Origin of the sequence: Klebsiella sp. RCJ4 (assembly GCF_009025755.1) — a bacterium.
In the GTDB taxonomy this organism is placed as follows: Bacteria; Pseudomonadota; Gammaproteobacteria; order Enterobacterales; family Enterobacteriaceae; genus Klebsiella; species Klebsiella michiganensis.
Map to the genome: position 1 here is coordinate 25,103 of NZ_WCIN01000006.1, position 12,109 is coordinate 37,211.

10 protein-coding genes and 1 rRNA gene are annotated in these 12,109 nt (G+C 57.0%); 8 read left to right on the forward strand and 3 right to left on the reverse strand.

Annotated features, from left to right (window positions below; all coding sequences use genetic code 11):
• Positions 1–54 precede the first annotated feature (54 nt).
• From hemE to F8562_RS02785, 5 genes are all read left to right on the forward strand, one after another.
• Positions 55–1,119: a uroporphyrinogen decarboxylase gene (gene hemE, locus F8562_RS02765; protein WP_014227501.1), complete on the forward strand. Its 1,065-nt coding sequence runs from the start codon at positions 55–57 to the stop codon at positions 1,117–1,119.
• Between the two features lie 9 nt (positions 1,120–1,128).
• The gene (gene nfi / locus F8562_RS02770) at positions 1,129–1,800 is read left to right on the forward strand and encodes a deoxyribonuclease V (protein ID WP_014227502.1); all 672 of its coding nucleotides are present in this window, start codon (positions 1,129–1,131) and stop codon (positions 1,798–1,800) included.
• Positions 1,801–1,842: 42 nt separating this feature from the next.
• Positions 1,843–2,433, forward strand: coding sequence for a YjaG family protein (locus tag F8562_RS02775; protein WP_004097673.1), 591 nt, complete (start codon positions 1,843–1,845; stop codon positions 2,431–2,433).
• 186 nt (positions 2,434–2,619) lie between these two features.
• On the forward strand, positions 2,620–2,892 hold the full coding sequence (gene hupA / locus F8562_RS02780; protein ID WP_004097675.1) for a nucleoid-associated protein HU-alpha: 273 nt from the start codon (positions 2,620–2,622) through the stop codon (positions 2,890–2,892).
• A 12-nt stretch (positions 2,893–2,904) separates the two neighbouring features.
• On the forward strand, positions 2,905–3,597 hold the full coding sequence (locus F8562_RS02785; RefSeq protein WP_004097677.1) for a DUF1481 domain-containing protein: 693 nt from the start codon (positions 2,905–2,907) through the stop codon (positions 3,595–3,597).
• Positions 3,598–3,600: 3 nt separating this feature from the next.
• Here the strand turns inward: F8562_RS02785 and zraP are convergent, their stop codons facing one another.
• Positions 3,601–4,035, reverse strand: a complete 435-nt coding sequence (gene zraP, locus F8562_RS02790; protein ID WP_094909563.1) for a zinc resistance sensor/chaperone ZraP — start codon at positions 4,033–4,035, stop codon at positions 3,601–3,603.
• A 252-nt stretch (positions 4,036–4,287) separates the two neighbouring features.
• Here zraP and zraS point away from each other — a divergent pair, with 252 nt between their 5' ends.
• Entirely contained in the window at positions 4,288–5,676 is a 1,389-nt protein-coding gene (zraS, locus tag F8562_RS02795; RefSeq protein ID WP_014837108.1) for a two-component system sensor histidine kinase ZraS, read from the forward strand.
• Positions 5,673–7,007: a sigma-54-dependent response regulator transcription factor ZraR gene (gene zraR / locus F8562_RS02800; protein WP_014837109.1), complete on the forward strand. Its 1,335-nt coding sequence runs from the start codon at positions 5,673–5,675 to the stop codon at positions 7,005–7,007. Before zraS ends, zraR begins: the two co-directional genes overlap by 4 nt.
• Here zraR and purD read toward each other — a convergent pair.
• Positions 7,004–8,296, reverse strand: a complete 1,293-nt coding sequence (purD, locus tag F8562_RS02805; RefSeq protein WP_014837110.1) for a phosphoribosylamine--glycine ligase — start codon at positions 8,294–8,296, stop codon at positions 7,004–7,006. The two genes, zraR and purD, sit on opposite strands and share 4 nt — an antisense overlap.
• Positions 8,297–8,311: 15 nt before the next feature.
• Positions 8,312–9,901 (reverse strand): bifunctional phosphoribosylaminoimidazolecarboxamide formyltransferase/IMP cyclohydrolase, encoded by a 1,590-nt coding sequence (gene purH, locus F8562_RS02810; protein WP_014837111.1) that lies wholly within the window; start codon positions 9,899–9,901, stop codon positions 8,312–8,314.
• A 624-nt stretch (positions 9,902–10,525) separates the two neighbouring features.
• Between purH and F8562_RS02815 the strand changes: the two genes are divergently transcribed.
• Positions 10,526–12,065: ribosomal RNA gene (locus F8562_RS02815) — 16S ribosomal RNA — on the forward strand.
• Positions 12,066–12,109: the final 44 nt, after the last annotated feature.

Here is a 12,109-nt window from a genome sequence, read left to right on the forward strand (position 1 = left end):
CTTTGAATGATTTTGTGTATAAACTTGGCGCATCAACGCTAAAGGAATGTAAAAATGACCGAACTGAAGAACGATCGCTACCTGCGCGCGCTGCTACGCCAGCCGGTTGATGTCACCCCGGTATGGATGATGCGACAGGCGGGCCGCTATTTACCGGAATATAAGGCCACCCGCGCCGAGGCGGGCGATTTTATGTCGCTGTGTAAAAACGCCGAGCTTGCCTGTGAAGTGACGCTGCAGCCGCTGCGCCGCTATAAGCTGGATGCGGCTATCCTCTTCTCGGACATTCTCACCATCCCGGATGCGATGGGGCTGGGGCTCTATTTCGAAGCCGGGGAGGGCCCGCGTTTTACCTCACCCATTACCGGCAAAGCGGATGTCGATAAATTACCCGTACCCGACCCGGAAGATGAGCTTGGCTACGTGATGAACGCCGTGCGCACCATCCGCCGTGAGCTGAAGGGAGAAGTGCCGCTGATTGGCTTTTCCGGCAGCCCGTGGACGCTGGCGACCTACATGGTGGAAGGCGGCAGCAGCAAAGCGTTTACGGTGATCAAAAAGATGATGTACGCCGAGCCGCAGGCCCTGCATGCGCTGCTCGATAAGCTGGCGAAAAGCGTCACGCTGTATCTGAATGCGCAAATCAAAGCGGGCGCGCAGTCGGTGATGATTTTTGATACCTGGGGCGGGGTGCTGACCGGCCGGGATTATCAGCAGTTCTCGCTCTATTACATGCATAAAATCGTTGATGGGCTGCTGCGTGAGAACGATGGCCGCCGCGTGCCGGTGACGCTGTTTACCAAAGGCGGCGGGCAGTGGCTGGAAGCGATGGCGGAAACCGGCTGCGATGCGCTGGGACTCGACTGGACGACCGATATCGCCGATGCGCGGCGTCGCGTCGGCCATAAAGTCGCCCTGCAGGGCAATATGGATCCCTCGATGCTGTATGCCCCTCCGGCGCGCATCGAAGAAGAGGTGGCGACCATTCTTGCCGGGTTTGGCCAGGGCGAAGGCCATGTCTTTAACCTCGGGCACGGCATTCATCAGGACGTCGACCCGGAACATGCGGGCGTATTTGTGGAGGCAGTGCACCGGTTGTCGGCGCCATACCACCGTTAAGGAGTGAATATGGATTTGTCATCGCTACGCACCCAGCAGCTCAGCCTGGCGGCATCGGTTGAACGAGGCGATCGGCTGGACCAGGATCCGCTGACGCTGATCGGCGGAGCGGATGTTGGATTTGAGCAAGAGGGAGAGGTGACCCGGGCGGCGATGGTGCTGCTGAGCTATCCGTCCCTGGAGCTGGTGGAGTATCAGGTCGCGCGCGTCGCGACCACGATGCCCTATATCCCCGGCTTCCTCTCCTTTCGCGAAACCCCCGCGCTGCTGGCGGCCTGGGAGCAGCTTTCGCAGAAGCCAAATCTCTTATTTGTTGATGGCCACGGTATTTCCCACCCGCGCCGCCTCGGCGTCGCCAGCCATTTTGGTCTGCTGGTGGATGTGCCGACTATCGGCGTGGCGAAAAAACGGCTGTGCGGTAAGTTCGAGCCGCTGGGCGATGAGCCCGGCGCGCTGGCGCCGTTGTTAGATAAAGGCGAGCAGCTGGCGTGGGTTTTGCGCAGTAAAACGCGCTGTAATCCCCTGTTTGTGAGTACCGGGCACCGCGTGGGCCTGGATAGCGCGCTGATGTGGGTGGAGCGCTGTCTGAAAGGCTACCGCCTGCCCGAGCCGACGCGCTGGGCTGATGCCGTGGCGTCCCGGCGTCCGGCGTTTGTGCGTTGGCAAGCAAATCACGATTGATTCAGGTACACTGCGGCTAATTTCTGACTTCGAGATTTCATCATGTTACAAAACCCGATTCATCTGCGTCTGGAGAAGCTGGAAAGCTGGCAGCACGTGACCTTTATGGCCTGCCTGTGCGAGCGGATGTACCCCAACTACGCCATGTTCTGTCAGCAAACTGAGTTCGCCGATGGCCAGCTTTATCGCCGTATTCTCGATCTGATCTGGGAAACGCTGACGGTAAAAGATGCGAAGGTGAATTTCGACAGCCAGCTGGAAAAGCTGGAAGAGGCGATTCCGGCCGCTGATGATTACGACCTGTACGGCGTCTATCCGGCCATTGATGCCTGCGTGGCCTTGAGTGAGCTGATTCATTCGCGGCTGAGCGGCGAAACGCTCGAACATGCTATTGAAGTCAGCAAGAGCTCGATCACCACCGTTGCGATGCTGGAAATGACCCAGGCTGGTCGCGAAATGACCGACGAAGAGCTCAAAGAAAACCCGGCTGTCGAACAGGAATGGGATATTCAGTGGGAAATTTTCCGTCTTCTGGCCGACTGCGAAGAACGCGATATTGAACTGATCAAAGGGCTGCGTGCAGACCTTCGCGAGGCCGGTGAGAGCAATATTGGTATAAATTTTCAGCAATGAGACCAGAAAACGTGATTTACCGCCTGAATTGTAGCGTCTGAAGGCTTCCATTCCGCCCCCCGTCTGGTCTACATTTGGGGGGCGAAAAAACGTGGCTATCGGTGCGTGTATGCAGGAGAGTGCTTTTCAGGCATTTCCGTCGCACTCGATGCTTAGCAAGCGATAAACACATTGTAAGGATAACTTATGAACAAGACTCAACTGATTGATGTAATTGCGGACAAAGCTGACCTGTCCAAAGCACAGGCGAAAGCTGCCCTGGAATCTACCCTGGCTGCAATTACCGAGTCTCTGAAAGAAGGTGATGCTGTTCAACTGGTTGGTTTCGGTACCTTCAAAGTGAACCACCGCGCTGAGCGTACTGGCCGCAACCCGCAGACCGGTAATGAAATCAAAATCGCCGCAGCAAACGTACCGGCATTTGTTTCTGGTAAAGCTCTGAAAGACGCAGTTAAGTAAGACCGCGTGGCAGTGTACAGTTTTATCGAAGGGGCTTGTCGGCCCCTTTTGTCTACCTGGCGCCGCACGCTGGCGCTGGTAGGCGTATTGCTGCTCACTGCCTGCAGCCATGATTCCTCTCTCCCGCCGTTTACCGCCAGCGGATATGCGGATAACCAGGGGGCGATGCGTATCTGGCGCAAAGATTCTAACGGCGAGGTCCATCTCCTTGCCGCCTTCAGTCCATGGCGTCATGGTAATACTTCGACCAGCGAGTACCGCTGGCAGGATGGCCAGCTCGCGCTGATTGAACTCAACGTCTACGGTAAACCGCCGGAACATATTCGCGCCCGGTTTGATGCGCAGGGCGAACTCAGCTTTATGCAGCGTGAAATCGATGGGCAGAAGCAGCAGCTTTCCAGCGATCAGGTCGCGCTATACCGCTATCGCGCTGAGCAAATACGCCAGACCAGCGACGCTCTGCGTCAGGGACGCGTTATGCTGCGCCAGGGGCGCTGGCATGCCAACAGGACGGTGACCACCTGTGAAGGTCAGACCGTGAAGCCTGACCTCGATACGCAGGCGCTGGCGCATATTGAGCGACGCCAGAATCACTCATCCATTGAGGTCAGCGTGGCGTGGCTGGAAGCGCCTGAAGGCTCTCAGCTGCTGCTGGTGGCAAACGAAGATTTCTGCACCTGGCAGCCGACCGAAAAAAGCTTCTGAGCCTTACCAGTGGCTCATCCCCATATGACCGCGGCCTCCGTCGCAGCTCCCTGGTCCCATACCCACACCGCGAGAAACACCCGCCTGCGCTAACGCGAGATCGAACTTCACCCGCTGCTGGGCCAGCTGTTGACCGAGAACCTCCATCTCCTGGGCAATGGATTCGACTTTCGCGCTTTCAGGCTTATCCGCGGTTAACAGCGCATGGTATTCGTAGCGTTTTGATTGAAGCTGCTGACGCAAAACGCGGGTTTGTTCATAGAAATCGTTATGCAGCTTCTGGGCAGTGGCCTGCTGATCGGCGGTGAGCTGGCTGTAGCCCTGGGGGCCCATTCCGCTGCCATTATTCCAGTGGTGCCTTGCCCAGGCTGAACTGCTGCCGAAAGTCAGCGCGGCGAGGGCAATCAGCGTCAGCGTCATTTTTTTGTTCCGTTTCATAGTTTATTCTCCTGGCTTATGGTTTCTCAATGATTTGCATCTTCTGTGCCAGAATGGAAAGGTCGCAGGATATCGGGCATTGAGCGCTTTCCTGCCGGACGAGAGCGAGTAAAAATGACTCGCGGTCAAGGAGGCTGCGGGTCATTTTTACTCGATCGCCTTCCCGGTTTGCGCCTGAGAAGCGGTTAGACGGGACGGAAAAATGGCATGATTTCTGCTGAGCGATACGGTGTCTGAGGAAAGGGAGTTGTCATGAACGCGATGCGGTTGTCTAAGGATTCCGTCGCCGTCTGGCTGAGCTGGTTGTTAACCGGCCTTATCTTGCTGCTGGTGTGCCTGTTCTCTGCGTTAATCGTGCGTGATTATGGCCGTGAAAATGAAGCCGCGCGCCAGACTATCCAGGAAAAGGGCAGCGTGCTGATTCGCGCCCTTGAGTCCGGCGCCCGGGTGGGCATGGGAATGCGTATGCATCATTCCCAACTGCAGGCGTTGCTGGAAGAGATGGCCTGGCAGCCAGGCGTGCTGTGGTTCGCTGTGACGGATGAGAGCGGTAAAATCATTGCCCATAGCGACCCGCAGCAGGTTGGTGAGTCGCTCTATCCTGCCAGCACTCTGCGTGAGCTGAATATTGGGAGCGAGGAGCGCTGGCGCCGGCTCGAAAAACCGGAACCGGCGCTGGAGATTTATCGTCAATTTCGCCCGCTTAACGGCGGCGGGCATCATATGCGCATGATGATGCGTCGCGAAGCTGCCGGGCTACGTACCCAGGCTCCCCAGGTTATTTTTATTGCTTTTGATACCCGCGAGCTGGATGCCGACCATGCCCGTAGCCTGCGTAATATGGTTATCATGCTCTGCGCGGCGGGCGTAGTGATGGCGGCAACGTTGCTGGCGCAGTTCTGGTTCCGCCGCTATCAACGTTCGCGCAAGCAGCTGCAGGAGGCGACGGCGCGTAAAGAAAAGCTGGTGGCGCTTGGTCATCTGGCCGCGGGCGTCGCCCATGAGATCCGCAACCCGCTGTCATCTATAAAAGGGCTGGCAAAGTATTTTGCCGAGCGAACCCCAGCCGATGGCGAAGCGCATCAGCTGGCCCAGGTGATGGCGAAGGAAGCCGATCGCCTGAACAGGGTCGTCAGCGAGCTGCTGGAACTGGTGCGTCCGGCGCATTTAACGTATCAATCGGTTGATTTGAATGACGTGATTACGCACTCGCTTCAGCTAATTAGCCAGGATGCCGCCAGCCGGGCAATAACGCTCGCGTTCACCGCGCAGCCCGCGCTATGCCGCATTCAGGCCGATCCGGATCGTTTGAAACAGGTGCTGCTGAACCTTTATCTCAATGCCGTCCACGCTATTGGCCGCGATGGCGTGATTACGGTGGCGGTGAGGGAATGCGGCGACGGGCGAGTAAAGGTGAGCGTTGCGGACAGCGGCAAGGGGATGACGGCGGAACAGCTACAGGCCATTTTTACTCCGTACTTCACGACCAAGGCCGACGGCACCGGGCTGGGCCTGGCGGTGGTGCAGAACATTGTCGAGCAGCACGGTGGAACGATTCACGCCGAGAGCGCCCCCGGCGAAGGCGCGCTATTTACTCTCTATTTGCCGGTCAACGGGCAACAAAAGGATGAACAAGGATGAGTGGCGAGCAGATCGATATTCTGGTGGTGGACGATGATATCAGCCACTGCACTATCTTACAGGCGCTGTTGCGGGGCTGGGGATACCGGGTTGCGCTGGCATACAACGGTATACAGGCGCTGGAACAGGTGCGCCAGACGGTGTTTGATCTGGTGCTTTGCGATATCCGCATGGCCGAGATGGACGGCATCGAAACGCTGAAAGAGATCAAAACCTGGAATCCGTCGATTCCGGTATTGATCATGACCGCATACTCCAGCGTCGATACCGCAGTAGAGGCGCTGAAATCCGGTGCGCTGGACTACCTTATCAAGCCGCTGGACTTTGACAAGCTGCAGCAGACGCTGTCTGAGGCGTTGGCCCATACGCGGCTGAGCGAGTCACCCGTCGCGGGTAGCCCCCCCGCGGCCCAGTTTGGCATGGTGGGCGATAGCCCGGCGATGCGGGCGCTGCTGAATAATATTGCCCTGGTTGCCCCCTCCGATGCGACGGTATTAATTCACGGCGAGTCGGGCACCGGGAAAGAGCTGGTCGCGCGGGCGCTGCACGCCAGCAGCGCCCGCAGCCGCAGGCCGCTGGTGATCCTCAACTGTGCCGCACTCAACGAGTCGTTGCTGGAGTCGGAGCTGTTTGGTCACGAGAAAGGCGCCTTTACCGGCGCGGACAAACGGCGAGAAGGGCGTTTTGTTGAAGCGGACGGCGGTACGCTCTTTCTCGATGAGATTGGCGATATTTCACCGCTGATGCAGGTGCGCCTGCTGCGGGCGATTCAGGAGCGTGAAGTGCAGCGCGTGGGCAGCAATCAGACCCTTTCGGTCGATGTGCGGCTAATTGCCGCCACCCACCGGGATTTAGCTGAAGAGGTCAGCGCCGGACGTTTTCGTCAGGATCTCTACTATCGCCTGAACGTCGTGACTATCGATATGCCGCCGCTGCGTCAGCGCAAGGAAGATATCCCTCAGCTGGCGCGCTATTTCCTGCAGCGTTATGCCGAGCGTAACCGCAAAGCGGTGCAGGGGTTTACGCCGCAGGCGATGGACTTACTGATTCACTACGCATGGCCGGGGAATATTCGCGAACTGGAAAATGCGGTAGAGCGGGCGGTGGTCCTGCTGACCGGAGAGTATATCTCGGAACGCGAGCTGCCGCTGGCGATTGCCGGTACGTCGGTTTCGGACGCGCCGCACGGTGAGGATATTATTCAGCCGCTGGTGGAAGTCGAGAAAGAAGCGATCCTGGTGGCGCTCGAAAAAACGGGCGGCAACAAAACTGAAGCCGCCCGTCAGCTGGGCATTACGCGCAAAACGCTGCTGGCAAAGCTCAGCCGTTAGCTGTTTTGCTCACGTTCAATAGCGCGCCAGCCGATGTCGTTACGGCTAAAGCTGCCGTCCCAGCGGATATCGCTCATCAGGGCGTAAGCGCGCTTTTGCGCTTCAGCGACGCTGTGACCCAGCGCGGTAGCGCAGAGCACCCGGCCGCCGCTGGTCAGCACGCGATCGTCATCAGCGAGTCTGGTACCGGCGTGGAAGACCTTGCCGTCAGCCGCTTCTTCCAGCGGCAGGCCGTGGATCTCATCACCGGTGCTGTAGTTGCCCGGATAGCCACCGGCGGCGATCACGACGCCCAGCGAGGCGCGTTCGTCCCACTCGGAGGTTTTCTCATTCAGCTTGCCGTCGCAGGCGGCGAGGCACAGATCTACCAGATCCGATTTCATGCGCAGCATGATCGGCTGGGTTTCCGGATCGCCAAAGCGGCAGTTGAACTCGATAACCTTCGGGTTTCCCTGTTTATCGATCATCAGGCCCGCATAGAGGAAACCGGTGTAGGTGTTCCCTTCCGCTGCCATACCTTTTACGGTTGGCCAGATAATGCGTTCCATGGTGCGCTGGTGAACCTCATCGGTTACCACCGGCGCCGGTGAGTAAGCGCCCATACCGCCCGTGTTTGGGCCGGTATCGCCATTGCCCACGCGTTTATGATCCTGGCTGGTGGCCATCGGCAGGACGTGCTCGCCGTCGACCATCACGATAAAGCTCGCCTCTTCGCCGTCGAGGAACTCTTCAATGACGATGCGGTGTCCGGCGTCGCCAAAGGCGTTACCTGCCAGCATGTCGTGAACGGCGGCTTCCGCTTCTTCCAGCGTCATGGCGACAATCACGCCCTTGCCGGCGGCCAGGCCGTCGGCCTTGATGACGATCGGCGCGCCTTTCTCACGCAGGTACGCCAGCGCGGGCTCGACTTCGGTGAAGTTCTGGTATTCCGCCGTCGGGATGTTATGACGCGCGAGGAAATCTTTGGTGAAGGCTTTGGAGCCTTCAAGCTGCGCCGCGCCTTCCGTTGGGCCGAAGATTTTCAGCCCTGCGGCACGGAACGCATCGACAACGCCAATTACCAGCGGCGCTTCCGGGCCAACGATGGTCAGGTCAATCTTCTCGCTCTGCGCAAAGCTCAGCAGCGCCGGAATATCGGTGACGCCGATAGCCACGTTCTGCAGCGCCGGTTCCAGGGCGGTGCCCGCGTTACCCGGGGCGACAAAAACGGTATCAACCTGCGGTGACTGTGCGGCTTTCCAGGCCAGCGCGTGTTCGCGTCCGCCGTTGCCAATAACTAATACTTTCATCGTCTGCTCCGTGAATTAATGGCGGAAGTGGCGCATGTCGGTGAAGATCATCGCGATGCCGTGCTCATCGGCGGTGGCAATCACCTCTTCGTCGCGAATAGAGCCACCGGGCTGAATGACGCAGCTCACGCCAACGGCAGCAGCGGCATCAATACCGTCGCGGAACGGGAAGAAGGCGTCAGAGGCCATCGCCGAACCTTTCACTTCCAGACCTTCATCACCGGCTTTAATCCCGGCGATTTTGGCGGAGTAAACGCGGCTCATCTGGCCTGCGCCTATCCCGATGGTCATATTCTCTTTGGCGTACACAATGGCGTTGGATTTAACGAATTTCGCCACTTTCCAGCAGAACAGCGCATCGCGCAGCTCCTGCTCGGTCGGCTGGCGTTTGGAAACCACGCGCAGTTCGCCTTCCGTAACCATACCCAGATCGCGATCCTGAACCAGCAGGCCGCCGTTAACGCGTTTGAAGTCCAGACCCGGTACGCGCTGCGTCCACTGACCGCAGGTCAGGACGCGGACATTCTGTTTCGCGGCAGTGATCTTCAGGGCTTCTTCCGTCGCAGACGGTGCGATGATCACTTCAACAAACTGGCGGGAGATGATCGCCTGCGCGGTTTCGGCATCCAGTTCGCGGTTAAACGCGATAATGCCGCCGAAGGCAGAGGTCGGGTCAGTTTTGTACGCGCGGTCGTAGGCGTCCAGAATAGAGGTGCTTACCGCTACGCCACATGGGTTGGCGTGCTTCACAATAACGCAGGCCGGCTCGCTGAATTCTTTGACGCATTCCAGCGCGGCATCGGTGTCAGCGATGTTGTTATAGGAGAGCGCTTTACCCTGAACCTGCTGTGCAGTGGCGACAGAGGCTTCTTTGACTTCTTCTTCTATATAGAAGGCCGCCTGCTGGTGGCTGTTTTCACCATAGCGCATATCCTGCTTCTTAACGAAGTTCAGATTCAGGGTGCGCGGGAAGCGACCCGCGGCTTCTTTGCTCTCGCCGTGATAGGCCGGAACCATGCTGCCGAAGTAGTTGGCAATCATGCTGTCGTAGGCGGCGGTGTGTTCGAATGCCTTAATGGCGAGGTCGAAGCGGGTGTCGAGGGTCAGGGAGCCTTCGTTGGCATCCATCTCTTTAATAATGGCATCGTAGTCGCTGCTCTTCACCACGATGGCGACGTCTTTATGGTTCTTCGCCGCTGAGCGAACCATGGTTGGGCCGCCGATATCAATGTTTTCTACCGCATCTTCCAGCGAGCAGCCCTCGCGGGCAACGGTTCGAGCAAACGGATACAGGTTAACCACCACCATATCAATAGGCGCGATACCGTGTTGTTCCATAATACCGTCATCCTGGCCGCGGCGACCGAGAATACCGCCGTGAACTTTCGGATGCAGGGTCTTCACGCGTCCGTCCATCATTTCCGGGAAACCGGTGTAGTCAGAGACTTCGGTAACCGGCAGACCTTTCTCAGCCAGCAGGCGTGCGGTACCACCCGTAGACAGTAGCTCGACACCACGAGCGGAAAGCGCCTGCGCGAATTCGACGATACCGGCCTTGTCAGAAACACTGAGCAGGGCGCGGCGGACTGGACGACGTTGTTGCATGGTATTAAATCCCCAGGATTTGAATATTACAGAGAGCGTTAGGTGAATTTTTGTCTAAAAACTCACCTAACGCACCCAACCGGGCATCCTTGTTATAGCGCGGCATTGTAACGAAAACGTTTGCGCAACGCTCGCGAATTTTTATCTTTCTCTTTTTAGCCCAGGATCGCGCCCTATAGAGAGAAGAGAGCGGGCCTTTATAAGAGGGTATCGGCCGCCACCTGTGGATAATTCTGTGCGTAACAGGGTATAAAGCGGGGTTTTGCTGGGGAATGCAGCAGTCAGTCATTTTTCTGCAATTTTACTATTGCGGATGCTCGGGAACTCCCTATAATGCGCCTTCATCGACACGGCAGATGTGAATCACTTCACAAACAACCGGGTCGGTTGAAGAGAAAAAATCCTGAAATAACGGGTTGACTCTGAAAGAGGAAAGCGTAATATACGCCACCTCGCAACGGTGAGCGAAAGCCGCGTTGCACTGCTCTTTAACAATTTATCAGACAATCTGTGTGGGCACTCAAAGTGACATGGATTCTTAACGTCGCAAGACGAAAAATGAATACCAAGTCTCTGAGTGAACACGTAATTCATTACGAAGTTTAATTCACGAGCATCAAACTTAAATTGAAGAGTTTGATCATGGCTCAGATTGAACGCTGGCGGCAGGCCTAACACATGCAAGTCGAACGGTAGCACAGAGAGCTTGCTCTCGGGTGACGAGTGGCGGACGGGTGAGTAATGTCTGGGAAACTGCCTGATGGAGGGGGATAACTACTGGAAACGGTAGCTAATACCGCATAACGTCGCAAGACCAAAGAGGGGGACCTTCGGGCCTCTTGCCATCAGATGTGCCCAGATGGGATTAGCTAGTAGGTGGGGTAACGGCTCACCTAGGCGACGATCCCTAGCTGGTCTGAGAGGATGACCAGCCACACTGGAACTGAGACACGGTCCAGACTCCTACGGGAGGCAGCAGTGGGGAATATTGCACAATGGGCGCAAGCCTGATGCAGCCATGCCGCGTGTATGAAGAAGGCCTTCGGGTTGTAAAGTACTTTCAGCGGGGAGGAAGGCGATAAGGTTAATAACCTTGTCGATTGACGTTACCCGCAGAAGAAGCACCGGCTAACTCCGTGCCAGCAGCCGCGGTAATACGGAGGGTGCAAGCGTTAATCGGAATTACTGGGCGTAAAGCGCACGCAGGCGGTCTGTCAAGTCGGATGTGAAATCCCCGGGCTCAACCTGGGAACTGCATTCGAAACTGGCAGGCTGGAGTCTTGTAGAGGGGGGTAGAATTCCAGGTGTAGCGGTGAAATGCGTAGAGATCTGGAGGAATACCGGTGGCGAAGGCGGCCCCCTGGACAAAGACTGACGCTCAGGTGCGAAAGCGTGGGGAGCAAACAGGATTAGATACCCTGGTAGTCCACGCTGTAAACGATGTCGACTTGGAGGTTGTTCCCTTGAGGAGTGGCTTCCGGAGCTAACGCGTTAAGTCGACCGCCTGGGGAGTACGGCCGCAAGGTTAAAACTCAAATGAATTGACGGGGGCCCGCACAAGCGGTGGAGCATGTGGTTTAATTCGATGCAACGCGAAGAACCTTACCTACTCTTGACATCCAGAGAACTTAGCAGAGATGCTTTGGTGCCTTCGGGAACTCTGAGACAGGTGCTGCATGGCTGTCGTCAGCTCGTGTTGTGAAATGTTGGGTTAAGTCCCGCAACGAGCGCAACCCTTATCCTTTGTTGCCAGCGATTCGGTCGGGAACTCAAAGGAGACTGCCAGTGATAAACTGGAGGAAGGTGGGGATGACGTCAAGTCATCATGGCCCTTACGAGTAGGGCTACACACGTGCTACAATGGCATATACAAAGAGAAGCGACCTCGCGAGAGCAAGCGGACCTCATAAAGTATGTCGTAGTCCGGATTGGAGTCTGCAACTCGACTCCATGAAGTCGGAATCGCTAGTAATCGTGGATCAGAATGCCACGGTGAATACGTTCCCGGGCCTTGTACACACCGCCCGTCACACCATGGGAGTGGGTTGCAAAAGAAGTAGGTAGCTTAACCTTCGGGAGGGCGCTTACCACTTTGTGATTCATGACTGGGGTGAAGTCGTAACAAGGTAACCGTAGGGGAACCTGCGGTTGGATCACCTCCTTACCTTAAAGAACCTGCCTTTGTAGTGCTCACACAGATTGTCTGAT